Genomic DNA, 24,696 nt, shown 5'->3' with positions numbered 1-24,696 from the left:
AGGAGCGGCGCCGAGACGACCGTCCGCGCGCAACTAGACTCGACGGGTGCCCACACGTCTCTCCAACTTCTTCCTCCGCACCCTCCGTGAAGACCCCGCCGACGCAGAGGTCGCGAGCCACAAGCTGCTCGTCCGCGCCGGCTACATCCGGCGCCAGGCGCCGGGCATCTTCGCGTGGCTGCCACTGGGGCTGCGGGTGAAGGCGAAGATCGAGCGGATCATCCGCGAGGAGATGACCGCCGCCGGCGCGCACGAGGTGCACTTCCCGGCGCTGCTGCCGCGCGAGCCCTACGAGCTGACGAACCGCTGGACCGAGTACGGCGACGCCCTGTTCCGCCTCCAGGATCGCAAGGACGCCGACTACCTCCTCGCGCCGACGCACGAGGAGGTCTTCACGCTGCTCGTGAAGGACCTCTACTCCTCCTACAAGGACCTCCCGCTCACGATCTTCCAGATCCAGGACAAGTACCGCGACGAGGCGCGCCCGCGCGCCGGCCTCCTCCGCGGCCGCGAGTTCACCATGAAGGACGCCTACTCCTTCGACGTCAGCGACGCCGGGCTGGATGCCTCCTACCAGGCGCAGCGCGACGCGTACGAGCGCATCTTCAGCCGGCTCGGCCTCGAGTACGTCATCGTGCAGGCCGACGCCGGCGCGATGGGCGGCTCGAAGAGCGAGGAGTTCCTGCACCCGACGCCCGTCGGCGAGGACACCTTCGTGCGCTCCGCCGGGGGCTACGCGGCGAACGTCGAGGCGTTCACGACCGTCGTGCCCGAGCCCGTGCCGTTCGACGGTCTGCCCGCGCCCGTCGTCTTCGATTCGCCGAACACGCCGACGATCGCGACGCTCGTCGAACTGGCGAACGCCGAGGTGCCGCGCCCCGACGGCCGCGCCTGGACCGCCGCGGACACGCTGAAGAACGTGGTGCTCGCGCTGACGCAGCTCGACGGCACCCGGGAGCTCGTCGTCGTGGGGCTGCCGGGCGACCGCGAGGTCGAGATGAAGCGCGTCGAGGTCGCCTTCGCCCCGGCCGAGGTCGAGCCCGCGACCGAGGCCGACTTCGCGAAGCATCCCGGGCTCGTGAAGGGGTACATCGGCCCCTGGTCGGAGGCGGGCGCCGTCCTCGGCGAGGACTCGGCCACCGGCATCCGCTACCTGCTCGACCCGCGCGTCGTCGAGGGCACCGAGTGGATCACGGGCGCGAACGTCGACCAGAAGCACGTCTTCGGGCTCGTCGCCGGTCGCGACTTCGCGGCCGACGGCACGGTCGAGGCCTCCGACGTCCGCGACGGGGACCCGGCGCCCGACGGTTCCGGCCCGGTCGAGATCGCGCGCGGCATGGAGATCGGCCACGTCTTCCAGCTCGGCCGCAAGTACGCCGAGGCGCTCGGCCTGAAGGTGCTCGACGAGAACGGCAAGCTCGCGACCGTCACCATGGGCTCGTACGGCATCGGCGTGACGCGCATCCTCGCGATCATCGCCGAGCTGAACAACGACGACAAGGGCCTCGTCTGGCCCGCCGCCGTCGCCCCGTTCGACGTCCACGTGCTCGCGACGGGCAAGGACCAGGCCGCCTTCGAGGCGGCCGAGCGCATCGTCGCCGAACTCGAGGCGAGCGGGCGCGAGGTGCTCTACGACGACCGTCCCAAGCTCTCGCCCGGCGTGAAGTTCGCCGACGCGGAGCTCATCGGCGTGCCGAAGATCGTGATCGCCGGGCGCGGTGTCGCCGAGGGCGTCGTCGAGGTCTGGGACCGCGCGAGCGACGAGCGGGTGCAGGTGCCGCTCGACGGCGTCGTGGCGGCGCTCGACGCCGACTGAGCCGGGCCGGACGGGCGGGCTCGGGGCGGCGGCGGCGACGAACGCCGCGCCTCGTGCGACGACGGGCGCGGCGGGCGATGAATGCGCCACCGCGTGCGAGGCTGGGGGCATGAGCATCACGCCCGCAGACGCCCCGAGCCTGCCGCCCGAGCTCCAGGGCGCCGTCGACGAGCTGCTCGCCGAGGCCGGGATCTCGGCGAACCGCTCGCTGATCGAGCGCATCCTCGTGACCGGCCTGCATCTCGGCACCGACCCGACCGATCGGCTCGACCTCAAGATCACCGCCGCGGCCCTCGAGGAGATGCGCGCCGCGTTCCGCCTCTTCGCCCCCTACGCCGAGGTGCCGAAGGTGACGGTCTTCGGCTCGGCGCGCACGAAGCCGGACGACCCGGGGTACGCGCAGGCCGAGCAGGTCGCCGCGGCGCTCGCGGAGCAGGGCTGGATGGTCGTGACCGGCGCGGGACCGGGCATCATGGAGGCCGCGACGAAGGGCGCCGGGCCCCGGCGCTCGCTCGGCGTGTCGATCCGGCTGCCGTTCGAGGAGAGCCCGAACCCGGTGCTCGTCGACCCGAACCGGGTCTCGATGAAGTACTTCTTCACCCGCAAGCTCATGCTCGTGAAGGAGTCGCGCGGCTTCGTCTGCCTCCCCGGCGGCTTCGGGACGCTCGACGAGACCTTCGAGCTCCTCACACTGCAGCAGACCGGCAAGGCCGAGCCCGTGCCGATCGTGCTCCTCGACCGACCGGGCGGTCACTACTGGCGCGGCCTCGCCGAGTTCGTCGAGGCCGAGCTCGCGGCCGGCGGGTTCATCGCGCTCGACGATCTCGACCGGGTGCTGATCACGGAGGATCCGGTGCGCGCCGTCGACGAGATCGTCGGCTTCTGGCGGAACTACGACTCGCTCCGCTGGGTCGGCGACCGGCTCGTGCTCCGGCTCCGCTCCGCGCCGAGCGATGCGGAGATCGCGTCGCTGAACGAGCGCTTCGCCGGCATCCTCGCCGGGGGCCGGATCGAGCGCGTCGGCCCGTACGCCGTGGAGCGGAGCGATGCCGACCGCGTCGAGCTGCCGCGGCTCGCGCTCGAGCTGGCCCCGCGCCAGGTGGGGGAGCTGCACCGGCTGATCCGGGCGATCGACGAACTGCCGAGCGCGCCCGCCGAGCCGCCGCTCGGCGTCTGAGGCGCCGGCAGCGCCGGAGCGGCACCGCAGCGGCACCGGCCGCGGCGCGGTCGCGGCGCGGTCGCGGCGCATCGGCGCTGGAGCGGTGCTGAGCGGCCGATCGATCCGGTACCCTTGGATATCCGCCGGATCGGCGGGAAGAGCTGAATAGAGGAGGCCGGCGATGGATATCGACCTCAGCATGCTCCGCATGGTGGAGCGCGAGAAAGAGATCCCGTTCGACGAACTGGTGCAGATCATCGAGCAGGCGATCCTGATGGCCTACCTCAAGCACAGCAATCCCAGTCAGCACGGGCACGCGAACCCCAACGGCGCGCGCGCCGAGCTCGACCGGAAGAGCGGCCACGTCGCGATCTTCGTCCCCGAGCTCGACGACGAGGGCAACACCATCGGCGAGGCCGAGGACACCCCCGACGACTTCGGCCGGATCGCGGCGTACGCGGCGAAGCAGGTCATCAGCCAGCGTCTGCGCGACATCGCCGACGACGCCGTGCTGGGCGAGTTCCGCGGGCGCGAGGGCGACATCGTCGCCGGCGTCATCCAGCAGGGACCGAACCCGAAGATGGTGCACATCGATCTCGGCACGGTCGAGGCGATCCTGCCGCCCGAGGAGCAGGTGCCCGGCGAGGAGTACCCGCACGGTCAGCGCATCCGCGTCTACGTGACGAGCGTGGCGAAGGGGGCGAAGGGTCCGTCGATCACGGTCTCCCGCACGCATCCCGCGCTCGTGCGCAAGCTCTTCGCCCTCGAGGTCCCGGAGATCGCCTCCGGCGTCGTCGAGATCGTCTCGCTCGCCCGCGAGGCCGGGCACCGCACGAAGATCGCGGTGCGCGCGAACCAGCCGGGGGTGAACGCGAAGGGCGCCGCGATCGGCGAGCTCGGTCAGCGCGTCCGGGCGGTCACGGCGGAGCTCGGCAACGAGAAGATCGACATCGTCGACTTCTCCGACGACCTCGCGACCTTCGTCGCCTCGGCGCTGTCGCCGGCGAAGGTGACGCGCGCCTACGTCATCGACGAGACGCTCCGCGCGGTGCGCGCCCTCGTCCCCGACTACCAGCTCTCCCTCGCCATCGGCAAGGAGGGGCAGAACGCGCGGCTCGCGGCCAAGCTCACGGGCGCGAAGATCGACATCCAGCCGGACACGGCGGAGTAGGAGAACCGCGGTCGGGCGGCTCCGGCGCGCCCGGGCGCGTCGGAGCGAGTGGCCGGGGGTGTAAGATGGAACCCGTCAGAACGTGCATCGGTTGCCGTGCGCGTGCCCCGCGATCCTCTCTTCTGAGGGTCGTTCTCCAAGATTCCCGACTCGTCGCAGATGCGGCGGCCGTGCGTCCTGGGCGGGGTGCGTGGCTGCATCCGACGAACGAATGCTTCCTGCTCGCTGACCGGCGCCGTGCTTTCGGGCGCGCGCTCCGGTTCACGGGCGCGCTGGACACCAGCGACATACAGAACAGGCTGAACGGCTAATGGACCACTAATGAGCGGCTCGAAATGAGACCCGTCCACTAATCATGGTCTGCCCCTGTCCGGGCGCAGACCCGGAACAGGAGAGTTGTGGCTGCCAAACCACGCGTACACGAGATCGCCAGCGAGCTCGGGGTCGACACCAAGATCGCCCTGGAGAAGCTGAAGGAACTGGGCGAATACGTCAAGGGCCCGTCCTCGTCGATCGAACCCCCCGTCGCCCGCAAGCTGAAGGCGGCGCTCGAAGCCGCCGGTGCTGCCGGCACGGCGGCGCCCGCCGCTGCGCCGAAGCCCGCGGCGGCGAAGCCCGGCCCCAAGCCGGGCCCCAAGCCCCCCGCCGCTCCGGCCGCGGCGCCCGCCCCCGCTGGCGAGGCGCCCCTCACGGTCGCCGAGCGTCAGGCCCAGGCCGAGAAGGCCGCGGCCGAGAAGGCCGCTGCTGAGAAGGGTGCGGCCGCTCCGGCCGACGCCGGCCAGGCGCCCGCCGCGGCGAAGCCCGCCGACGACGCGGTGAAGCCCGGTGGCGCCCCGAAGCCCGGCGCCCCGCGCCCGGCCGGTCCGAAGCCCGCGTCCTCGCGTCCGGGCAACAACCCGTTCTCGAGCTCGCAGGGCATGGGGCAGCGTCCCGCGCAGCCCCGCCCGGGCAACAACCCGTTCTCGAGCTCGCAGGGCATGGGCCAGCGCCCGAGCCCCGGCAACATCCCGCGTCCCCAGGCCCCGCGCCCGGGTGCTCCCCGTCCTGGCGCCCCGCGTCCGGGCGCTCCGCGCCCCGGTGGCGGCGGTCGTCCCGGTGGTGGCGGCGGCTTCCGTCCCGGTGGCGCTCCCGGCGGTGCGGGCCGTCCGGGCGGTCCCGGTGCAGGCGCCGGCGGCTTCCAGCGCCCCGGCGGCGGCTTCGGCGGCCCGCGTCCCGCGGGCGGCGGCGGTCGTGGTCGTGGCCCCGGCGGCGGCACGGCCGGTGCGTTCGGTCGCGGCGGCGGCAAGAGCAAGGCGCGCAAGTCGAAGCGGACGAAGCGGGCAGAATTCGAGATGCGGGAGGCTCCGTCGCTCGGCGGCGTGAGCGTGCCCCGCGGCGACGGTTCGACCCCGATCCGTCTGCGCCGCGGCGCCTCCATCTCGGACTTCGCCGACAAGATCGACGCGAACCCCGGTTCGCTCGTGACCGTGCTGTTCCACCTCGGTGAGATGGCGACGGCGACCGAGTCGCTCGACGAGGCCACCTTCCAGGTGCTCGGCGAGGAGCTGGGCTACAAGATCCAGATCGTCTCGCCCGAGGACGAGGACCGCGAGCTCCTCGAGGGCTTCGACATCGACCTCGACCAGGAGCTCGAGGACGAGACCGACGAGGACCTGGCGCAGCGTCCCCCGGTCGTCACCGTCATGGGTCACGTCGACCACGGTAAGACGCGCCTCCTCGACGCCATCCGCAACGCGAACGTCGTCGCGGGCGAGGCCGGCGGCATCACCCAGCACATCGGTGCCTACCAGGTGCACACGCAGCACGAGGGCATCGACCGCGCGATCACCTTCATCGACACCCCGGGTCACGAGGCGTTCACCGCCATGCGTGCCCGTGGTGCGCAGGTCACCGACATCGCGATCCTCGTCGTCGCGGCCGACGACGGCATCATGCCGCAGACGGTCGAGGCGCTGAACCACGCGCAGTCGGCGAACGTGCCGATCGTGGTCGCGGTCAACAAGATCGACAAGCCCGAGGCGAACCCCGCCAAGGTGCGTCAGCAGCTGACCGAGTTCGGTCTGGTGGCCGAGGAGTACGGCGGCGACGTCATGTTCGTCGACGTCTCGGCTCGCGAGGGCATCGGCATCCAGGACCTGCTCGACGCGGTCCTGCTCACCGCCGACGCCGGGCTCGACCTGCGTGCGAACCCGAACAAGGACGCCCGCGGTGTCGCGATCGAGGCGAAGCTCGACAAGGGCCGCGGCGCGGTCGCGACCGTGCTCATCCAGTCGGGCACGCTGAAGGTCGGCGACGCGATCGTCGCGGGCACGGCCTATGGCCGCGTCCGGGCGATGAGCGACGAGAACGGCGAGCCGGTCGAGGCCGCGCTGCCGTCCCGCCCGGTCCAGGTGCAGGGTCTGTCCTCGGTGCCCCGCGCCGGCGACACCTTCCTCGTCACCGAGGACGACCGCACGGCGCGTCAGATCGCCGAGAAGCGCGAGGCCGCGCAGCGCAACGCGCAGCTGGCCAAGGCGCGCAAGCGCATCTCGCTCGAGGACTTCACCCGGGCCCTCGAGGAGGGCAAGGTCGAGGCGCTCAACCTCATCATCAAGGGCGACGTGTCGGGTGCCGTGGAGGCGCTCGAGGAGTCGCTGATGAAGATCGAGGTCGACGACTCGGTCCAGCTCCGCATCCTGCACCGCGGCGTCGGTGCGATCACGGAGTCGGACATCGACCTCGCCACCATCGACAACGCGATCGTGATCGGCTTCAACGTGCGACCCGACGTGAAGGCGCGCGAGCGCGCAGCCCGCGAGGGCGTCGACGTGCGCTTCTACTCGGTCATCTACAACGCGATCGACGACATCGAGAACTCGCTCAAGGGCATGCTCAAGCCCGAGTACGAAGAGGTCCAGTCGGGTGTCGCCGAGATCCGCGAGGTGTTCCGCTCCTCGAAGTTCGGCAACATCGCGGGTGTCATCGTCCGCTCGGGCACGATCACCCGCAACGCGAAGGCGCGCGTCATCCGCGACGGCGTCGTCATCGCGGACGGGCTCGCGATCGAGTCGCTGCGCCGGTTCAAGGACGACGTCACCGAGGTCCGCACGGACTTCGAGGCGGGTATCGGCCTCGGCAAGTACAACGACATCCAGGTCGGCGACGAGATCGAGACCGTGGAGCTGCGCGAGAAGCCTCGCGCCTGATCGAAACGGCCGGGGCGGTCCGCCGCCCCGGCCTTTCGTTCGAAAGGAGACCTGCATCATGGCTGACCCTCAGCGCGCCAGGAAGATGGCCGACCGGATCCGGGAGATCGTCGCCCGACGGCTCGAGAAGGGGCTGCGCGATCCGCGCCTCGGCTTCGTCACCATCACGGACGTCCGGGTGACGGGCGACCTGCAGCACGCGAGCATCTTCTACACGGTCTACGGCACCGAGGAGGAGCGTCGCGACTCGGCACTCGCACTCAAGGCCGCGACCGGGATGCTCCGCACCGAGGTCGGTCGGAACATCACCGCCCGCCTCACGCCCTCGCTCGAGTTCATCGCGGACGCGATCCCCGAGAACGCCGAGCACATCGAGGAGCTGCTCCGCGAGGCGCGGGAGCGCGACGCGGAGACCACTGCGCTCGCCTCGGGCGCGGACTTCGCGGGCGAGGCGGATCCCTACGTGAAGCCCCGCCTCGCGGAGGACGACGAGGACGACGCGGAGGACGCCTCGGCCTCCGCAGCTCGCGGCTAGCCCGGACCCGCCGTCCGCGCCGCCCCGTCGGGCGCGCCGGGCGGCTCCGTCCGTGCCGCGACCGCGGCCGGGGATTCAGGCCTCGGGCAGCGTGTAGCCGTCTGCTCCGGCGACGGCGAGCCCGTCGGCGACGAGCGTGCCGAGCGCACGATCGAGCTGTTCGGCGTCGGCCCAGCGCGTGCCGAGCGCCGCCCGGTCGACGGGGCGGTGCGCGGCACGCAGCTCGGCGAGCACGATGCCCCGCACCTGGCGGTCGGAGCCCTCGTAGCGGGCCTGGCGCCGTTTCGGCGTCTCGTCGGCGGGGCATCCGGCCGCGACCCAGGCGCAGCGCTGCCGCACCGGGCATCCGCCGCAGTCGGGCGTGCGCGCGGTGCAGACCGTCGCGCCGAGCTCCATCGCGGCGGCGTTGAACCGTCGCGCCGCCTCCGGGTCGAGCGGCAGCTGGGCATCCATCGCTGCGAGATCGCGCGCCGTCGACGGTGCGCCGGCGTGCGCTCGGCCCTCGATCGCCCGGGCGAGCACGCGGCGGGTGTTCGTGTCGACCACGGGATGCCGCTCGCCGAAGGCGAACGCGGCGACCGCGCGCGCCGTGTACGGGCCGATCCCCTTCAGGGCGAGCAGCTCGTCGATCGATGCGGGCACCTCGCCGCCGTGGCGCTCGACGATCTCCGTCGCGGCCTCGTGCAGCCACAGCGCGCGGCGCGGGTAGCCGAGCCGATCCCAGGCCCGGACGGCGTCGGCCGGGGGAGCGGCGGCGAGCGCGGCCGGGGTCGGCCAGCGCTCGAGCCAGGCCGTCCACCGCGGGAGCACCCGGGCCACCTGCGTCTGCTGCAGCATGAACTCGCTCACGAGCACCGCCCAGGGCGAGATCTCCGCCGCGCGCCAGGGGAGGGGGCGGGCGGCGTGCGCGAACCAGTCGTTGACGAGGTCGGCGAAGCTCGGGTCGGCGGTGCGTGGCATCCTCTCGAGCCTAGGCCGTGCCGCAGGCCCCTGCGGCGGTTAGGCTCGCAGTATGCGACTCGTGACCACCCCGCGAGTGACGTTCCTCCGCGAACTCGCCGACCTCGTCCAGCTGCGCACCGCCCGCGGTCGGGTCGTCGTCGCGGTCGACGGGCCGCTCCGCTCCGGCAAGACGGCGTTCGCCGACGATCTCGGGGCGGTCCTCGAGGAGCGCGGGGCGACGGTGTTCCGCGCCCGGATGGAGGGCTTCCACCGTTCGCGGGAGGCGCAGGCGGCCTTCGGTCCGGACACCGCGGAGCGCTACGTCGACTACGGCTTCGACGAGTCGGCGCTCCGTCGGGTGCTCGTCGAGCCGTTCCGGCTCGCCGGCTCGACCGGCTTCGTGACGCGGGTGCGGGACGTCGGACGGGATGCCTGGGTGGAGCCGAAGTGGCTCACCGGCCCCGAGGACGCGCTGCTGCTCCTCGACGGCCGGTTCCTCCTGCGCGACCGCTTGCGTCCGCTCTGGGACTTCTCGATCGCGATCGCGGGCGATCCGGTCGACCCCGCGGACGCGATCGCGTACGCGCGGTGCGATCCCCGGAGGGTGGCCGACGTGGTCGTCGACCTCGGCGAGCAGGCCCGGCCGCGCGCCGTCTGACCGTCGCGCGATGGTCGCGCCGGGTGCGGTGCTCGGGCCGGGCGCGGTGGTCGGGCCGGGCGCGGACGGGAGCCCGCACCCGGCCGGTGCTCAGCGCTTCCGCGCCTTGACGATGCCGTCCTCGGCCTTCTCGCGCTTCTGCGCGCGCTTCTCCTTCAACGAGAGCTGAGGCTGCTTCTTCGACGTGCTTGCCTTGGGTGACTTTCCGGCCATGATGAGCTCGCTTCCCTTCGTCAGCTGGCGGGCTTCCGGAAACCATAGTCCATTTTTCGCGACGGTGAGACGGCGCGCCGAGCTGCGCCGGGAATTGCCGTTCATCAGGGAATCTGCGATGATAGCCAGTTCAATCGGATTCATACGAGGAGGGCAGTCGTGATGGTTCACCCCGCCGCGGACGACGCTCGGCGCGCCCGCATCCTCGCCACGACCCGAGCGCTCCTCGCCCGGCCGCCCAGACCCTGAACCGGGACCCCGAGTTCAGCGCCACCCGGTCGTCGGCCGGGTGGCGTTCTCCGTCTCCGCCGCCCCGCATCGTCCTCGAGCGGGGCCCGCACCACCGGACGCGGCCTGCCGAGCGGAGGCGCCGCACCGATCCGAGACCGCTCGACCAGAGAAAGGACCAGACCATGACCGCCATCACCGTCGACCGCATCGGCAGCCTCGACGCCGAGCAGCTGCACCGCATCGTCGCCGCGCACGAGGCCGCGAAACGCGCCCGGTTCAGCGCCGAGTACCTCCGCGCCCGCGTCACGATCGCCGGCGCGCCCGAGTTCGCCGCGGCCTCCGCCGAGATCACCGAGGAGATCGTCGCGCTCTTCGAACGCGTCGGGTACACCGGAGGGCGGAACACCGCGCTCGCCACCATCCGTTGGACGGTGCTCGCCGACCGCTTCCGCGAGCTGCTGAGCGACGAGGAGCACCGCGCGCTCACCGCCTCCTTCGACGCGGCGGCCGTCGCGGACGTCTGACGCGACATCGCGCCGGGCCCGGCTCGCTCGCCTCGCGGCGGGCCGGGTCAGGCCGGGATCGCGGCCAGCAGCTCCGCCTCGTCGAGCGGGGCGCCCGCGCGTTCGACGCGGTGCACGAGCTCGACGAGCGCCCGGTTCACCGGGGCGTCGAGCCCCGCGAGCGCCGCCTCGCGCACGACGGCGCCGTTCAGGTGGTCGATCTCGGTCGGCTGTCCGCGGCGGAGGCTCTGCTGCGTCGAGCCGAGGTTCGGCACCCGGCCCATGCGCACGCCCATCAGCCAGGGGAGGACCTGCCCGAGCGACACCGGGAGGGCGGCGAAGCACCGCAACCGCAGGTCGCCGAGCCCCTGCAGCGCGCCGAAGCGCACGCCCCGGGCGATGCCGACGCGCACCGTCTCGCGCATCGAGCGGGCGACGACCCGGCGCGTCGGGCCGTGCCGGAGCACGTCCTGCACCGGGCGGCCGAGGATGGCGGGCACCGCGTTCACCATGTTCACGACGAGCTTCGACCACTGCGCCCCGCGGAAGTTGCCGATGGCGGTGACCGGCACCGCGTCCGACAGCAGGGCCGCGATGCGCCGGCTCTCCGCGTCCGCCGGTCCCGCGCCGCGGCCGAGGTAGCTCGTCGCGGTGGTCGTCACCCGCACGACGCCCGGCTCCGTGTAGTTCGCCGCGATGATCGACAGCACGCCGAAACACGGCGTGCGGGGGAGCGCGCGTTCGGCGACGGCGACGCCGTCGAGTCCGTTCTGCACGACGACGACGGGCAGGCCGCGGATCGTCTCGGCGTTCGCGGTGATCGCCGCCTCCGCGTCCTGCGCCTTCGTGCACACGAGCACGAGGTCGGGACGCCGGGTGAGCCGGGGGTTCGCCGCGACGCGGACGGATGCCTCGCCGTACCCACCGCTCAGCCGGATCCCGCTCGCGCGGATGACGTCGAGCCCCTGGCCGCGCGCGGTGACCTCGACGTCGTGCCCGGCGCGGGAGAGGAGCGCCGCGAAGGTGCCGCCGAGGGCGCCGGCGCCGATGATCCCGATCCGCATCATCCCAGCGTAGGGGCGCGCCGGGCGGTGTGCGCGCGACTGTTAGCCTTGACCGCGTGAACAGCGGCATCCTCCTCGTCGACAAGCCGCAGGGGATCACGAGCCACGACGTCGTCGCGCGCGTCCGCCGCCTCGCCGGCACCCGCCGGGTCGGCCACGCCGGCACGCTCGACCCGATGGCGACCGGACTCCTCCTGCTCGGCGTCGGCGGCTCCACCCGGCTGCTGCACTACCTCGTCGGCCTCGACAAGCAGTACCTCGCGACCATCCGTCTCGGCTGGGGCACGACGAGCGACGACGCCGAGGGCGAGCCGCTCGAGCGGGCGAGCGCCGCGCGGATCGCCGACATCGGCGACGAGGCGATCGCCGCGGGCATCTCCCGCCTCACCGGCCCGATCGAGCAGGTGCCGAGCTCCGTGAGCGCGGTGAAGGTCGACGGCCGGCGCGCGTACGACCGCGTCCGGGCGGGGGAGCAGGTCGAGCTCGCGGCCCGCCGGGTGACCGTGTCGGCGTTCGAGCTGCTGGGCGTCCGCCGCTCGGCGGAGGCGATCGACCTCGACGTCCGGGTCGACTGCAGCTCAGGCACCTACATCCGCGCGCTCGCCCGCGACCTCGGCTCGGGGCTCGGCGTCGGCGGCCACCTCACCGCCCTCCGGCGCACGCGGATCGGCCGGTTCCCGATCGAGGACGCCGCCGCGCTCGACGAGCTCGACGTCGCCCGCGAGATCCTCCGGCCGGCGGATGCCGCGGCGCGCGCCCTGCCGACGGTCGCCGTCGACGAGCAGGGCGCGATCGACCTCGGCCACGGCAAGCGGATCCCCGCGGGCGATGCGCCGTCGAAGCAGCCCATCGCGGCGGTCGGGCCGGGCGAGCGGCTCGTTGCGATCGTCGAGCGGCGCGGCGAGGAGCTCAAGGTCGTCGCCGGATTCCCGAACGAGGAGACGCCGTGATCGAGTGGTACGCCTGGACCCAGCTGGCCGTCGCGGTGGCGGCCGGCCTCCTCTGCCTCGTGCTCGGCCTCGCGGGGCGACGGCCGAGCGACCTCACCCTCGGCGCCCTCGCGCTCGTCGAGCTCCTCCTCCTCGCCCAGCTCGTCGTCGCGCTCCTCGCCCCGGCGTTCGGCAACGCGGCGACCGGGAGCGTGCTGGAGTTCTACACCTATCTCGTGAGCGCGCTGCTGATCCCGCCCGCGGCCGCGCTCTGGGCGCTCCTCGAGCGCACCCGCTGGTCGACGGTGGTGCTCGGCGTCGCCGCCTTCGCCGTCGGCGTCATGGTGTACCGGATGCTGCAGATCTGGACCGTCCAGGGCGTCTGACGCCCGTGCGCCGCAGGCGCGGCGCGTCTGAGAGAATCGAAGCGACATGAACAGCGCACCCCAGAGTCCGGCCGAGCCCGTCGCGCGCCGGCGGATGAGCGGCATCGGCCGCGTCCTCGTCGCCGTCTACGGCGTGCTCGCCCTCGCCGCCCTCGGCCGCTCCTTCGTGCAGATCGTGCAGAAGTTCGACGAGGCGCCGCTCGCCTACGCGCTGTCTGCGCTCGCCGCGGTCGTGTATGTGGTGGCGACGATCGCGCTCGTCCGCTCCGGCCGGGGCTGGTACCGCGTCGCCTGGGCCACGATCGTCTTCGAGTTCACCGGCGTGATCGTCGTCGGCACCCTGAGCGTCGTCCTGCCGGGGCTGTTCCCGCACGACACCGTGTGGTCGTGGTTCGGCCGCGGCTACCTCTTCATCCCGCTCGTGCTGCCCGTGCTCGGCATGTGGTGGCTCGCGAAGCACCGCCCGGCCGAGTCCGGCGCGGCGGAGAGCGGCGCGGCCGAGTCCGACGCGGCGGGGGCCCGGCCCGCCGCCGCCGAACGGCCGACCCCGTGAGAGTCTTCGACGACCTCGCCGGCGTCCCGGCGGGGTTCGGCCCCGCTGCCGTCACGATCGGCAAGTTCGACGGCGTCCACATCGGGCACCGCGCGGTCATCGGCCGGCTGCGCGAGATCGCCGCGGAGCGCGAGCTCGCGGCGGTCGCGGTGACGTTCGACCGCAACCCGCTCGCCCTCCTCGCCCCGGACAAGTGCCCCGCCTCGCTCGTGAGCACCCGGCAGAAGCTCGAGCTGCTCGCCACGACGGGACTCGACGCCACCCTGCTGCTGCACTTCGACCGCGTGCTCGCCTCGGTCCCCGCCGAGGAGTTCGTCGAGCGCATCCTCGTGGGCGCGCTCGGCGCGAAGGCGCTGCTCGTGGGCGACGACTTCCGCTTCGGCGCCCGGGGGGCCGGCGACGTCGCGCTGTTGCAGCGGCTCGGCGAGCGGTACGGCTTCACCGTCGAGGTGCTCGGAGACATCCGCCCCGACGGCGAGCGCCGGGTGTCCTCGACCTGGGTGCGCGAGCTCCTCGACCAGGGCGACGTGGCCCGGGCCGCCGAACTCCTCGGCGGCCACCGTCCGACGGTGAGCGGCGTCGTCGTCCACGGCGCGGCGCGCGGGCGCGAGCTCGGCTTCCCGACGGCGAACCTCTCGCCCGAGTCGGAGGGGCTGATCCCGAGCGACGGGGTCTACGCGGGCTGGCTCACCGACGCGGGCGTGCGCTACCCCGCCGCGATCTCGGTGGGCGACAACCCGACGTTCGAGGGCGTGCCGAAGAAGCAGGTCGAGGCGTACGTGCTCGATCGCGAGCTCGACCTCTACGACCACCTCGTCGACGTGGAGTTCGTCGAGCGGATCCGCGGCATGGTCGCGTTTACGACGATCCCCGACCTCATCGCGACCATCCAGGACGACGTCGACCGCATCCGCGAGCTCCTGCTCGGCTGAGCGTCGACCCTCCCGTAGCGGCCCGCGCGGCCGCTCGCTCGCGTGCGCCATCCGCTCGCGCTGCTCATCTGAGCAGAACATGCTGCGAGTGTTGCTGGCGGCCGTCCGCGTGCCTACCCTGGGACGAGGGGAAGGAGACGGATGGACGAGACCGATGAGCTGCTGTCGATCCGGGCCGCTGAGCTCTACTACGAAGAGAACAAGACCCAGGACGAGATCGGCCAGGCGCTGCGCCTCACCCGGTGGAAGGTGGGCCGACTGCTCGCACAGGCGAAGCAGCGCGGCTTCATCCGCATCGAGATCCTGCACCCGCGCGCCCGCCGGCTCCCCATCGAGCGCCGCCTCCGCGAGGAGCGCGGGCTCGCCGACGCCATCGTCGTGTCCTCCGCGGGCGTCGCCGGCGCCGAGGAGCTGCAGGCGCGCACCGCGCAGGCCGCGGCCGATTACCTGACCGCGCTCCGCCCCGTCCCGCGCACCCTCGGCGTGAGCTGGGGGCGCACGCTGTACGAGATCTCGCAGCACCTCCGCAACGGCTGGGCGACGGGCGTCAACGTCGTGCAGATCAACGGCGGCGTGAGCCTCAACCGCCGCCCGGGCACCGCTGCGGCGACCGCCGTCGCCATCGCCCAGAAGGGCGGCGGCCAGGCGACGCTCCTGCCGAGCCCGGCGATCCTCGAGCGGCTCGAGACGAAGCAGGCGATCGAGTCCGACCGCGTCGTGGCCGGCGTCATCGAGCTCGCCCGCTCCGCCGACGCGTACCTCTTCAGCGCCGGCGCCGCGGACGAGACCTCCGTGCACGTCGAGAGCGGCTACCTCTCGGTGTCCGATGTCGAGCTGCTCGTCGCCAAGGGCGCCGTCGGCGACGTCGTCGGCCGCTACCTCGACTCCGACGGCAACATCGTCGACCCGGCCCTCGACGCGCGCACCGTCGGACTCACGCTCGACGAGCTGCGCCAGGCGCCGCTCGCGATCGCCGTCATCGCCGGCCGGGCGAAGCATCCGGTCGCCGACGCCGTCGTCCGCAGCGGCCTCTGCACCGTGCTCGTCACCGACGAGGCCACCGCGCTCCACCTCCTCGACGGCTGAACGCCGATCGACGCCGAACCACGAACACGCCACAACAGCCGGAAGGCAGGTCACCCAGAATGACTGGCACCACCCTCGTCGCCGCGCGCGAGCGCGCACTCGCCGTGCTCGGCGGTGACCCCGACGACGCGACGCTCCGCCGCTATCTGCACGGCATCCCCGGCGTCGACGCCGTCGGTCTCGAGCAGCGGGCCGCCGGCCTCGGCACCCGCTCGATCAAGACCAGCTCGAAGGCCTGGGCCCTCGACCGCATCATCTCGCTCATCGACCTGACGACGCTCGAGGGCGCCGACACACCCGGCAAGGTGCGCTCGCTCGTCGCGAAGGCGCAGAACCCCGACCCCGCGAACGCCGGCACGCCCCGCGTCGCCGCCGTCTGCGTGTACGGCGACATGGTGCCGTACGCCGTCGAGGCGCTCGGCGCCGCGCACGGCGACCCCGACGACGGCGGCATCTCGGTCGCGGCGGTCGCGACGGCGTTCCCCTCCGGGCGCTCCTCGCTCGACATCAAGCTGGCCGACACCGCGGAGGCCGTCGCGGCCGGCGCCGACGAGATCGACATGGTGATCGACCGCGGCGCCTTCCTCGCCGGGCGGTACGGGCTCGTCTTCGACCAGATCGCGGCCGTGAAGGAGGCCTGCCGCCGCGCCGACGGCACGAGCGCGAGCCTCAAGGTGATCCTCGAGACCGGCGAACTCGTGACCTACGACAACGTGCGCCGCGCCTCCTGGCTCTCCATCCTCGCCGGCGGCGACTTCATCAAGACCTCTACGGGCAAGGTGCAGCCGGCCGCGACGCTGCCCGTCACCCTCCTGATGCTCGAGGTCGTCCGCGACTGGCACCGCCTCACCGGGCACCGGGTCGGCGTGAAGCCGGCCGGCGGCATCCGCGCCTCGAAGGACGCCATCAAGTACCTCGTCACCGTCGCCGAGACCGTGGGAGAGGAGTGGCTCGTGCCGCACCTCTTCCGCTTCGGCGCGTCGAGCCTCCTGAACGACGTGCTGCTGCAGCGCCAGAAGCTCGCGAGCGGGCACTACTCCGGCGCCGACTACGTGACCATCGACTGACCGAGACGAGACGTGAGATGAGCTTCCTCGAATACGCACCGGCCCCCGAGTCCCGGGCCATCCTGTCGCTGCGCGACCGCTACGGCCTCTTCATCGACGGCGAGTTCGTCGACGGCCGCGGCACCCCCTTCCAGACGATCTCGCCCGCGAACGAGGAGCGGATCGCCGAGATCGCCTCCGCGAACGCCGAGGACGTGGCCGACGCCGTGGCCGCGGCCCGCCGCGCCTACGAGCGCGTCTGGTCGAAGATGAGCGGCCGCGACCGCGGCAAGTACCTCTTCCGCATCGCCCGGCTCGTGCAGGAACGGGCCCGCGAGCTCGCCGTCGCCGAGTCGCTCGACAACGGCAAGCCGATCAAGGAGTCCCGCGACGTCGACGTGCCGCTCGTCGCCGCCTGGTTCTTCTACTACGCGGGCTGGGCCGACAAGCTCGACCACGCCGGTCTCGGCGCCGACCCGCGCGCCCTCGGCGTCGCCGGCCAGGTCATCCCGTGGAACTTCCCGCTGCTCATGCTCGCGTGGAAGATCGCGCCGGCGCTCGCCGCGGGCAACACCGTCGTGCTGAAGCCGGCCGAGACGACGCCGCTCACGGCGCTCCTCTTCGCCGAGATCCTGCAGCAGGCCGAGCTGCCCGCCGGCGTCGTGAACATCGTCACCGGTGCGGGCGAGACGGGCGCGGCGCTCGTCGCCGCCGACGTCGACAAGGTCGCGTTCACCGGTTCGACGGGCGTCGGCCGGGCGATCGCGAAGCAGGTCGCCGGCACGCAGAAGAAGCTCACGCTCGAGCTCGGCGGCAAGGCCGCGAACATCGTCTTCGACGACGCGCCGATCGACCAGGCCATCGAGGGCATCGTCAACGGCATCTTCTTCAACCAGGGGCACGTGTGCTGCGCCGGCAGCCGGCTGCTCGTGCAGGAGAACATCCACGACGAGGTCGTCGACCGGCTGAAGCAGCGCCTGTCGACCCTGCGCCTCGGCGACCCCCTCGACAAGAACACCGACATCGGGGCGATCAACTCCGCAGCTCAGCTCGCGCGCATCCGCGAGCTCAGCGAGGTCGGCGTCGCCGAGGGCGCCGAGCGCTGGAGCGCGCCGTGCGAGATCCCCGCCGAGGGGTTCTGGTTCGCCCCGACGATCTTCACCGGGGTCGAGACGAGCCACCGGATCGCCCGCGAGGAGATCTTCGGGCCGGTGCTCTCGGTGCTGAGCTTCCGCACTCCGCAGGAGGCGATCGCGAAGGCGAACAACACGCCCTACGGCCTCTCGGCCGGCATCTGGAGCGACAAGGGCAGCCGCATCCTCGCGGTCGCCGACCAGCTCCGCGCCGGCGTCATCTGGGCGAACACCTTCAACCGCTTCGACCCGGCGAGCCCCTTCGGCGGCTACAAGGAGTCGGGCTACGGCCGCGAGGGCGGCCGGCACGGGCTCGGCGCGTACCTCGCGCCGGCCGCGAGCCGCACCGCCCGCGGGGCGCGTGCCGTCGAGGCATCCGCCGCGCCCGCCGCGAAGGCGAGCGCCCCGGCGAAGGCGCCCGCGAAGCCGGGCCGCCGAACCGCCAAGTCCGCTGCGAAGGGAGCCGCGAAGTGAGCCGCCTCACCGTGCCCAAGACCTACAAGCTGTTCATCGGCGGGGCCTTCCCCCGGAGCGAGTCGGGCCGCACCTACGAAGTGGCGGCCGCCGACGGCGGCTTCCTCGCGAACGCGGCGAAGGCCTCGCGCAAGGACGCCAGGGACGCGGTCGTCGCGGCCCGTGGCGCCGTCGCCGGCTGGGCCGGGGCCACGGCCTACAACCGCGGCCAGGTGCTGTACCGCATCGCCGAGCTGCTCGAGGGCCGCCGGGCGCAGTTCGTCGCCGAGATCGAAGAGGCCGAGGGCGTGTCGCGCGCGGTCGCCGGCGCCCAGGTCGACGAGGCGATCGACCGCTGGGTCTGGTACGCGGGCTGGGCCGACAAGTTCGCCCAGGTCGCGGGCAACGCGAACCCCGTCGCCGGGCCGTACTTCAACCTCTCGGTGCCGGAGCCGACGGGCGTCGTCGCGATCGTCGCCCCGCAGGACTCCTCGCTCCTCGGCCTGGTCTCGGCCGTCGCCCCGGCGCTCGTCGCGGGCAACGCGGTCGTCGTCGTGGCGAGCGAGCGCTTCCCGCTCTCGGCGATCTCGCTCGCCGAGGTGCTCGCCACGAGCGATGTGCCGAAGGGCGTCGTGAACGTGCTCACGGGATCGCCCGCGGAGATCGCGCCGTGGCTCGCGAGCCACGCCGACGTCAACGCGCTCGATCTCGTGGGCGCCGGTGCGCTCGACTGGATCGACCTCGAGATCGCCGCGGCCGACACGCTGAAGCGGGTGCACCGTCCCGAGCAGGGCGCGGATGCCGCGGCGCCGAGCCTCGAGCGGATCGTCGGGTTCACCGAGACGAAGACGGTCTGGCACACGAAGAGCCTGCGCTGAGCGTGGCCGGTCGCCGGGGCGCGTCCGACGAGCGCGGTCGTCTGCAGGACGACCCGTTCGCGTGGCGCGCGACGGCGGCCGGTCAGCTGCTCGTCTCCCGCGGCGGCCGCCACGTCGTGACCGTCGGGGGAGCGGATGCGGCGCGCCTCCTCGCGCGCCTGGAGGATGCCGAGGCGAAGGACGACGAGCTCGCCGTGCAGCATCTCCTCGCCCGGGCGACCGGGAACTACCGCCGGGGCACCGAGCGCCGGGCCGGGCGCTGAGGCCCGGCCGCGTCCGCGACGGCTGGGCGCGGCTCAGCTGCGGTTGTTCGACAGCTCGAAGATGCGGATGAGCTCGGCCACCGCGGCCTCGCGCTGCTCGCCGCCGGCCTCGTACTGGTGGGTGACGTGCGTGCGCAGGTGGTTCTCCACGAGGAGCTTGTTCAGCGACCCCAGCGACTTCTGCACGGCGAGCGACAGCGTGATGATGTCGACGCAGTAGTCTTCGTTCTCGATCATCTTTTCGATGCCGCGCAGCTGGCCCTCGATGATCTTCGTGCGGTGCAGTGCCCGCTTCTTGATGTCCTCGATCACCTAGTCAGGATAGCCCCTCCGCATCCGGTACCCTCCGGGGTATCTGCGCCGGCGGGCGGGAGGCGTCGCGGCCGGGTGGGGCGCCGCGCCGGCCACCGGTTCGCTACGGTGGCAGCATGAGCCGCCGGATGCCCCGCCCCGCCGCCGCCCTCGCGGCCCTCCTGCTCGCGGGCGCCGGGCTCGTGCTCGCGGCGGCGCCCGCCGTCGCGGCCGCAGGATCGCCCGCGGCCCGCACCGGCCAGCACGTCGAGGCGGCGCCGGCGGCGAGGCCCGCCGCCGTCTCCGTGGTGCCGGCGGGCACCGACGACTTCGTGTTCGACTCCTTCGACGCCGTGTACGAGCTCGGCACCGACGCCGACGGGCGATCCGTGCTCGACACCACCGAGACGCTCGTCGCCGTGTTCCCCGACTTCGATCAGAACCGCGGCATCCGCCGGGCCATCCCGCTCTCCTACGACGGCCACCCGGTCGACCTCGAGGTGCGCTCGGTCACGGACGAGACGGGCGCCCCGCGCGAGTACTCGACCGAACCGGACGACGACGACGAGTTCCTGCTCGTCTCGATCGCGGGCGACGGCTACGTGCACGGCCGCCAGAGCTACGTCATCGAGTACCGGCAGCACAACGTCACGCACGTCCCCGACGACCGGCCCATCGACGAGTTCTACTGGGACGTGAACGGCACCGGCTGGGCGCAGCCCTTCGCGCGCGTGAGCGCCGAGGTGCGCCTCACGGGGGCTGCGGCCGAGGGCTTCGCGGACGAGGGGGCCTGCTACCAGGGGCCGTCCGGCTCGAACACGCCGTGCACCTCGCTCGAGCTCGGAACCTCGGGCGCCACCGCGACGGCGGAGGCGGTCGGCCCGTACGAGAACCTGACCGTCGCGCTCGCCTTCGAGCCCGGCACCTTCGTGCCGCGCGACGACGCCTTCACCTCCTCGCCCGCCGCGCTCGCCGGCGCCGGGGGAGCGCTGCTCGCGATCGGCGCGGCCGGCGCGGCGATCGGCGCCCGCGCCACCCGCTGGCGCGACCACCCGGGCCGCGGCACGATCATCGCCCAGTACGAGCCGCCGCCCGGGCTCAGCGTCATGGAGGCCGCCGAGCTCGCCGGGCAGCCGGGCAAGGGCGTCACGGCGACGATCCTGCAGCTCGCCGTGCTGCATCGGCTCCGCGTCGTCGAGCTCGGTCCCAAGCGCTTCGCCGTCGAGTACGGCGGCGGCGAGGGCCCCGACCCCGATGCCGACCAGCTGCTGCGCGAGCTCTTCGCCACGAGCGGTCGACGCGAGCTGAAGCAGCAGGACACCGCCCTCGGCAAGAAGCTGCTGGCCCTCCGCACCGCCGTGCGCGGCCGTGTCGTGACGGAAGGACTGCGCCGCACCCCGCCGGCCGGCCCGCGGGTGCTGCTCGGCCTCGTCGCCCTCCTCGGCGGCATCGCGGCCGTCGTGTTCGGCATCATCGCGCTCGATCAGGCGATGGGCGGCGGATGGCCCGTGCTCGGCCTCGTGGTCGGCATCCTCGCGGTCCTCACCGCCGCCTTCGCGGTGATCGACGTCCGCCCGCTCACCGAGCGCGGTCGCGCGGCGAAGGATCACCTCGCCGGGCTCAAGGTCTACCTCGAGCTCGCGGAGGCCGACCGCATCCGGATGCTGCAGAGCCCCGACGGCGCGCTCCGCACCGGCGGGCCGGACGCCGTGCTGAAGCTGCACGAGAAGCTGCTGCCGTACGCCGTGATCTTCGGCATCGAGCGGGAGTGGAGCCGCGTCCTCGCCGCGGAGTACGCGGAGCGGAACGCCCAGCCCGAGTGGTACGCCGGACGCGGGCCGTTCGACGCCGTCGCGTTCAGCGCGGGGGTCTCCGCCTTCTCGACGACGTCGTCGAGCTCCTGGTCGGGCTCGAGCTCGAGCTCCTCCTCGAGCGGATCCGGGGGCGGCGGCTCCTCGGGCGGCGGCGGTGGCGGCGGCGGGGGCGGCGGGCTGTGAGCGCCGTGCGCGCCGCGGCTCGGAGGAGGCGGCCGTGATCCCGGAGTGGATCGCCCCGGGCGTCGCCGGACTCCTCGCAGGCGCCGCGCTCCTCGTCGGGTCGCTCGTCGCCTGGTACCTCGAGGTGCCGAAGCGGATCGTCGCCGGCATCATGGCGTTCGGCGCCGGCGTGCTCGTCTCCGCGCTCGCCTTCGACCTCGTCCTCGAGGCGCAGGAGCAGGGCGGGCTCTGGCCGACCGTCCTCGGGTTCGCCGGCGGCGCGGTCGTCTACGTCGTGCTGAACCAGCTGCTCGATCGGCTCGACCAGCGCAACCGCCGGGGGAGCGGCGAGGACCCGGGCACCGGGACGGGCATCGCGGTCGGAGCGCTCCTCGACGGCGTGCCCGAGTCGGCCGTGCTCGGGCTCAGCATGGTCGGCGGCGCGGGCGTCAGCGTGCCCGTCTTCGTCGCCATCCTCATCTCCAACCTCCCCGAGGGGCTCTCCAGCACCGCCGAGCTGAAGGCCGCGGGCCGCAGCCGCCGCTACGTGCTCCTGCTCTGGACGGGCATCGCGCTCGCGAGCTCGGTGTCGGCGATCGCCGGGTTCGTGCTGCTCGACGACGCGAGCGGCGAGACGACCGCGATCGTCACCGCCATCGCCGCCGGGGCCATCCTCGCGATGATCTGCGACACGATGATCCCCGAGGCCTTCCGCACGGCGCACGCCGCGACGGGCCTGCTCGCGACCGCCGGGTTCCTGCTCAGCTACACGGTGCACGTCCTCGGCGGCTGAGCGCGGGCTGCGCCTGGGCTGAGCGCGGGCTCGGCGCCGGCGTGCACCGAGCCCGTCAGCGCCGCCGCGCGCCGCGCCGATCGGCGGGAACTCGCCTGTTCGGCGCGATTCCCGCTAGAATGAAGGTTGCGCCGGGCGATTCCGCTCACGGGGCAGGCGGTGCGATCCGCACCGAGCCGTCCCAGATGCCGCCCTGCAGTCGACGATCGACACCGCACAGTCCGCGGTTCCCGGTCGTGCGGCATCCGTCCGCCGGAGGCCGCGAGGGGGAGTCGTCGTTCCGAACGGAGCGACGCCCGGCGCGACGGCCAAGAGACCGGAGGACCATGGCCCAGACCAGGCAGCGCACGCGCACGCGCTCCCGCGACGACGACGCGCCCATCATCCCGATCCTCGCCCGCAAGGTGCGAGAGGTGGAGCAGAAGGCGCAGAAGAACAAGCTCGGCCCGACGAACCGGACCAAGTTCCAGGTGATCGCGCTCCTCATGCGCGAGGAGCGCGCCCGCGTCAAGGCCGACGGCGAGCTCAGCGACGCTCAGCGCGCCGAGCTCCTGAAGCGCCTCGACGGCATCGCGCAGATCCTCGCGAAGACCGCCGCCCGCGACACGAGCCTCATCACCCTGCTCGAACCGGACGCCTCGATCTCCACCGTCGCGCAGCGCTTTCGCCGCGACTGGCTGCTCGAGTCCGGCGCCGAGCTCAGCGCCGACGAACTCATCATCACGCGCGAGCCGGAGCCCGCCCCGCAGCTCGCCGAGAACCAGGTCGTGCCGCGCTCGGTGAAGTCGCGGCAGCTCGCGAGCCCGTTCCTCGCCCCCGACTTCTCGCACCAGCCGCAGCCGGCCGTGCCGGCCCGCCGACTCGCGAACTGGGAGCTGCTGAGCCCGCTGTTCAAGGCGTTCGAGCTCGGATCGGGCGGCCAGTCGGCGACGATGCCGCTGCCCGATGCGCCGAAGATCGACCGGGTGACCCCGCGCGGCCTCGAGCTCATGAACCACCAGGCGCGCTTCGTCGAGGCGGCCCGGCTCGGGCACCGCACCTTCCTCCTCGCCGACGAGCCCGGTCTCGGCAAGACGGCGCAGTCGGTGCTCGCGGCATCCGTCGCCGACGCCTACCCGCTCCTCGCGGTCGTGCCGAACGTCGTGAAGATGAACTGGGCCCGCGAGGTCGAGCGCTGGACGCCGCAGCGACGCGCCACCGTCATCCACGGCGACGGGCAGACCGTCGACGCCTTCGCCGACGTCGTCGTCGTGAACTACGACGTGCTCGACCGGCACATGTCGTGGCTGTCGACCCTCGGCTTCCGCGGCATGGTCGTCGACGAGGCGCACTTCATCAAGAACCTGAGCTCGCAGCGGTCGAAGAACGTGCTCGCCCTGGCTGAACGCATCCGCCGCAGCGCCCCCGGCGGCGACCCGCTGCTCCTCGCGCTCACGGGCACGCCGCTCATCAACGACGTCGACGACTTCCGCGCGATCTGGCAGTTCCTCGGCTGGATCGACGGCGACAAGCCGGCCCCGCAGCTCCTCGCGGAGCTCGAGCGGATCGGGCTCACCCCGGCCGACCACGGCTTCTACGCCGAGGCCCGCCGCGCCGTCATCGACCTCGGCATCGTGCGCCGCCGCAAGGTCGACGTCGCCGCCGACCTGCCCGCGAAGCGCATCGCCGACCTCCCCGTCGAACTCGACGACGAGCTCGGCCGCTCCGTCCGCGCGGCCGAGCGCGAGCTCGGCAACCGCCTCGTGCAGCGCTTCCGGGCGCTCGTCGAGGCGCGCGACCTCCGCGTCGGCGACCTCGACGAGGACACCCGCGACCAGTTCATCCGGGCGGTCGCGAGCGCCGAGCTCGAGGAGTCGAAGCAGGCGAAGTCCGGCGAGAACGTCTTCACGATGGTCCGTCGCATCGGCCAGGCGAAGGCCGGGCTCGCGGCGGACTACGCCGCGCAGCTCGCCCGCTCGGTCGGCAAGGTGGTCTTCTTCGCGAAGCACATCGACGTCATGGACCAGGCGGAGGCGGCCTTCGCGGCGCGCGAGATCCGCACCGTCTCCCTCCGCGGCGACCAATCGGCCCTCGCCCGCCAGGCGGCGATCGACGCGTTCAACTCCGACCCCGAGGTGCACGTCGCGGTCTGCTCGCTCACGGCGGCCGGCGTCGGCGTGAACCTGCAGGCGGCGTCGAACGTCGTCCTCGCCGAGCTCAGCTGGACGAGCGCCGAGCAGACCCAGGCGATCGACCGGGTGCACCGCATCGGCCAGGACGAGCCCGTGACCGCGTGGCGGATCATCGCGGCGCACACGATCGACGCCCGCATCGCGGAGCTCATCGACCAGAAGCAGGGGCTCGCCGCACGGGCGCTCGACGGCCAGGACGTCGAGCCCGGCTCGGCCGACTCCGTCCAGCTCGACGCGCTGCAGCACCTGCTGCGGCAGGCGCTCGACGGCGCGCTCTGACGCATTCCGAGGATGGCGGGGCCGGGGCGACGCCCCGGCCCCGCCGTCGT

The 24,696-nt window shown here is 73.0% G+C and carries 24 protein-coding genes; 20 read left to right on the top strand and 4 right to left on the bottom strand.

Annotation, left to right across the window (positions count from 1 at the left end; translation table 11 throughout):
• The first annotated feature begins 46 nt into the window (after nt 1-46).
• The 6 genes from ROT00_RS10870 to rbfA all read left to right on the top strand — a co-directional run bounded on the left by ROT00_RS10870 (nt 47) and on the right by rbfA (nt 7,866).
• A complete protein-coding gene (locus ROT00_RS10870) occupies nt 47-1,816 on the top strand; it encodes a proline--tRNA ligase (protein ID WP_404774763.1) in 1,770 nt (589 codons plus the stop codon).
• A gap of 109 nt (nt 1,817-1,925) precedes the next feature.
• Nucleotides 1,926-2,993, top strand: coding sequence for an LOG family protein (locus tag ROT00_RS10865; RefSeq protein WP_404774762.1), 1,068 nt, complete (start codon nt 1,926-1,928; stop codon nt 2,991-2,993).
• A 163-nt stretch (nt 2,994-3,156) separates the two neighbouring features.
• Nucleotides 3,157-4,146: a transcription termination factor NusA gene (gene nusA / locus ROT00_RS10860; RefSeq protein WP_404774760.1), complete on the top strand. Its 990-nt coding sequence runs from the start codon at nt 3,157-3,159 to the stop codon at nt 4,144-4,146.
• Nucleotides 4,147-4,211: 65 nt separating this feature from the next.
• A complete protein-coding gene (locus ROT00_RS10855) occupies nt 4,212-4,457 on the top strand; it encodes a YlxR family protein (RefSeq protein ID WP_404774759.1) in 246 nt (81 codons plus the stop codon).
• Between the two features lie 87 nt (nt 4,458-4,544).
• Nucleotides 4,545-7,331, top strand: a complete 2,787-nt coding sequence (infB, locus tag ROT00_RS10850) for a translation initiation factor IF-2 (RefSeq protein WP_404774757.1) — start codon at nt 4,545-4,547, stop codon at nt 7,329-7,331.
• Between the two features lie 58 nt (nt 7,332-7,389).
• Entirely contained in the window at nt 7,390-7,866 is a 477-nt protein-coding gene (gene rbfA / locus ROT00_RS10845; RefSeq protein WP_404774755.1) for a 30S ribosome-binding factor RbfA, read from the top strand.
• A 75-nt stretch (nt 7,867-7,941) separates the two neighbouring features.
• On the opposite strand, the gene ROT00_RS10840 is transcribed toward rbfA, so the two are convergent.
• Nucleotides 7,942-8,826, bottom strand: a complete 885-nt coding sequence (locus ROT00_RS10840; RefSeq protein WP_404774753.1) for an HhH-GPD family protein — start codon at nt 8,824-8,826, stop codon at nt 7,942-7,944.
• A gap of 61 nt (nt 8,827-8,887) precedes the next feature.
• Here ROT00_RS10840 and ROT00_RS10835 point away from each other — a divergent pair, with 61 nt between their 5' ends.
• Nucleotides 8,888-9,466, top strand: coding sequence for a nucleoside/nucleotide kinase family protein (locus tag ROT00_RS10835; protein ID WP_404774752.1), 579 nt, complete (start codon nt 8,888-8,890; stop codon nt 9,464-9,466).
• 90 nt (nt 9,467-9,556) lie between these two features.
• On the opposite strand, the gene ROT00_RS10830 is transcribed toward ROT00_RS10835, so the two are convergent.
• The gene (locus ROT00_RS10830; RefSeq protein WP_404774750.1) at nt 9,557-9,823 is read right to left on the bottom strand and encodes a hypothetical protein; all 267 of its coding nucleotides are present in this window, start codon (nt 9,821-9,823) and stop codon (nt 9,557-9,559) included.
• 269 nt (nt 9,824-10,092) lie between these two features.
• On the opposite strand from ROT00_RS10830, the gene ROT00_RS10825 reads away from it, so the two are divergent.
• Nucleotides 10,093-10,434 (top strand): hypothetical protein, encoded by a 342-nt coding sequence (locus tag ROT00_RS10825; RefSeq protein WP_404774749.1) that lies wholly within the window; start codon nt 10,093-10,095, stop codon nt 10,432-10,434.
• A 47-nt stretch (nt 10,435-10,481) separates the two neighbouring features.
• On the opposite strand, the gene ROT00_RS10820 is transcribed toward ROT00_RS10825, so the two are convergent.
• Complete coding sequence (locus tag ROT00_RS10820; protein ID WP_404774748.1) at nt 10,482-11,477, bottom strand: ketopantoate reductase family protein; 996 nt, start codon at nt 11,475-11,477, stop codon at nt 10,482-10,484.
• Between the two features lie 56 nt (nt 11,478-11,533).
• On the opposite strand from ROT00_RS10820, the gene truB reads away from it, so the two are divergent.
• From truB to ROT00_RS10775, 9 genes are all read left to right on the top strand, one after another.
• Nucleotides 11,534-12,427, top strand: coding sequence for a tRNA pseudouridine(55) synthase TruB (truB, locus tag ROT00_RS10815; RefSeq protein WP_404774747.1), 894 nt, complete (start codon nt 11,534-11,536; stop codon nt 12,425-12,427).
• On the top strand, nt 12,424-12,792 hold the full coding sequence (locus ROT00_RS10810; RefSeq protein WP_404774745.1) for a hypothetical protein: 369 nt from the start codon (nt 12,424-12,426) through the stop codon (nt 12,790-12,792). The genes truB and ROT00_RS10810 overlap by 4 nt, the downstream gene beginning before the upstream one ends.
• A gap of 46 nt (nt 12,793-12,838) precedes the next feature.
• Nucleotides 12,839-13,345 carry a hypothetical protein gene (locus ROT00_RS10805; RefSeq protein WP_404774743.1) on the top strand — a complete coding sequence of 169 codons (507 nt, stop codon included), beginning with the start codon at nt 12,839-12,841 and terminating at the stop codon, nt 13,343-13,345.
• Complete coding sequence (locus tag ROT00_RS10800) at nt 13,342-14,277, top strand: bifunctional riboflavin kinase/FAD synthetase (protein WP_404774742.1); 936 nt, start codon at nt 13,342-13,344, stop codon at nt 14,275-14,277. Before ROT00_RS10805 ends, ROT00_RS10800 begins: the two co-directional genes overlap by 4 nt.
• Before the next feature lie 141 nt (nt 14,278-14,418).
• Nucleotides 14,419-15,363, top strand: coding sequence for a sugar-binding transcriptional regulator (locus ROT00_RS10795; protein WP_404774740.1), 945 nt, complete (start codon nt 14,419-14,421; stop codon nt 15,361-15,363).
• Nucleotides 15,364-15,422: 59 nt separating this feature from the next.
• The gene (gene deoC, locus ROT00_RS10790; protein ID WP_404774738.1) at nt 15,423-16,430 is read left to right on the top strand and encodes a deoxyribose-phosphate aldolase; all 1,008 of its coding nucleotides are present in this window, start codon (nt 15,423-15,425) and stop codon (nt 16,428-16,430) included.
• A gap of 17 nt (nt 16,431-16,447) precedes the next feature.
• Nucleotides 16,448-18,016, top strand: a complete 1,569-nt coding sequence (locus tag ROT00_RS10785) for an aldehyde dehydrogenase family protein (protein ID WP_404774737.1) — start codon at nt 16,448-16,450, stop codon at nt 18,014-18,016.
• Nucleotides 18,013-18,873 carry an aldehyde dehydrogenase family protein gene (locus tag ROT00_RS10780; RefSeq protein WP_404774736.1) on the top strand — a complete coding sequence of 287 codons (861 nt, stop codon included), beginning with the start codon at nt 18,013-18,015 and terminating at the stop codon, nt 18,871-18,873. The genes ROT00_RS10785 and ROT00_RS10780 overlap by 4 nt, the downstream gene beginning before the upstream one ends.
• A gap of 2 nt (nt 18,874-18,875) precedes the next feature.
• Nucleotides 18,876-19,136, top strand: coding sequence for a hypothetical protein (locus ROT00_RS10775; RefSeq protein WP_404774735.1), 261 nt, complete (start codon nt 18,876-18,878; stop codon nt 19,134-19,136).
• A gap of 33 nt (nt 19,137-19,169) precedes the next feature.
• On the opposite strand, the gene ROT00_RS10770 is transcribed toward ROT00_RS10775, so the two are convergent.
• A complete protein-coding gene (locus ROT00_RS10770; RefSeq protein ID WP_404774734.1) occupies nt 19,170-19,448 on the bottom strand; it encodes a metal-sensitive transcriptional regulator in 279 nt (92 codons plus the stop codon).
• Between the two features lie 116 nt (nt 19,449-19,564).
• Between ROT00_RS10770 and ROT00_RS10765 the strand changes: the two genes are divergently transcribed.
• The 3 genes from ROT00_RS10765 (at nt 19,565) to ROT00_RS10755 (ending at nt 24,646) form a co-directional block, all read left to right on the top strand.
• Entirely contained in the window at nt 19,565-21,424 is a 1,860-nt protein-coding gene (locus tag ROT00_RS10765; protein WP_404774732.1) for a DUF2207 domain-containing protein, read from the top strand.
• A 37-nt stretch (nt 21,425-21,461) separates the two neighbouring features.
• Nucleotides 21,462-22,196: a ZIP family metal transporter gene (locus tag ROT00_RS10760; protein WP_404774874.1), complete on the top strand. Its 735-nt coding sequence runs from the start codon at nt 21,462-21,464 to the stop codon at nt 22,194-22,196.
• Between the two features lie 326 nt (nt 22,197-22,522).
• Nucleotides 22,523-24,646, top strand: coding sequence for a DEAD/DEAH box helicase (locus ROT00_RS10755; protein ID WP_404774731.1), 2,124 nt, complete (start codon nt 22,523-22,525; stop codon nt 24,644-24,646).
• The last annotated feature ends 50 nt before the right edge of the window (nt 24,647-24,696 follow it).

Source organism: Agromyces mediolanus (genome assembly GCF_044917495.1).
Taxonomy (GTDB): Bacteria; Actinomycetota; Actinomycetes; order Actinomycetales; family Microbacteriaceae; genus Agromyces; species Agromyces mediolanus_B.
The sequence above is the reverse complement of the archived record's forward strand: the minus strand, read 5'-3'. Positions and strand labels throughout refer to the sequence as shown.

What these genes read in the sequence shown, in the direction of transcription:
- ROT00_RS10805 (WP_404774743.1), top strand. Translation starts at nt 12,839, where the DNA reads ATGAACAGCGCACCCCAGAGTCCGGCCGAGCCCGTCGCGCGCCGGCGG.
- ROT00_RS10785 (WP_404774737.1), top strand. Translation starts at nt 16,448, where the DNA reads ATGAGCTTCCTCGAATACGCACCGGCCCCCGAGTCCCGGGCCATCCTG.
- nusA (WP_404774760.1), top strand. Translation starts at nt 3,157, where the DNA reads ATGGATATCGACCTCAGCATGCTCCGCATGGTGGAGCGCGAGAAAGAG.
- ROT00_RS10765 (WP_404774732.1), top strand. Translation starts at nt 19,565, where the DNA reads ATGAGCCGCCGGATGCCCCGCCCCGCCGCCGCCCTCGCGGCCCTCCTG.
- ROT00_RS10840 (WP_404774753.1), bottom strand. Translation starts at nt 8,826, where the DNA reads ATGCCACGCACCGCCGACCCGAGCTTCGCCGACCTCGTCAACGACTGG.
- ROT00_RS10755 (WP_404774731.1), top strand. Translation starts at nt 22,523, where the DNA reads ATGGCCCAGACCAGGCAGCGCACGCGCACGCGCTCCCGCGACGACGAC.
- rbfA (WP_404774755.1), top strand. Translation starts at nt 7,390, where the DNA reads ATGGCTGACCCTCAGCGCGCCAGGAAGATGGCCGACCGGATCCGGGAG.
- ROT00_RS10795 (WP_404774740.1), top strand. Translation starts at nt 14,419, where the DNA reads ATGGACGAGACCGATGAGCTGCTGTCGATCCGGGCCGCTGAGCTCTAC.
- ROT00_RS10865 (WP_404774762.1), top strand. Translation starts at nt 1,926, where the DNA reads ATGAGCATCACGCCCGCAGACGCCCCGAGCCTGCCGCCCGAGCTCCAG.
- ROT00_RS10825 (WP_404774749.1), top strand. Translation starts at nt 10,093, where the DNA reads ATGACCGCCATCACCGTCGACCGCATCGGCAGCCTCGACGCCGAGCAG.
- deoC (WP_404774738.1), top strand. Translation starts at nt 15,423, where the DNA reads ATGACTGGCACCACCCTCGTCGCCGCGCGCGAGCGCGCACTCGCCGTG.
- ROT00_RS10855 (WP_404774759.1), top strand. Translation starts at nt 4,212, where the DNA reads ATGGAACCCGTCAGAACGTGCATCGGTTGCCGTGCGCGTGCCCCGCGA.
- ROT00_RS10820 (WP_404774748.1), bottom strand. Translation starts at nt 11,477, where the DNA reads ATGCGGATCGGGATCATCGGCGCCGGCGCCCTCGGCGGCACCTTCGCG.
- ROT00_RS10830 (WP_404774750.1), bottom strand. Translation starts at nt 9,823, where the DNA reads ATGAATCCGATTGAACTGGCTATCATCGCAGATTCCCTGATGAACGGC.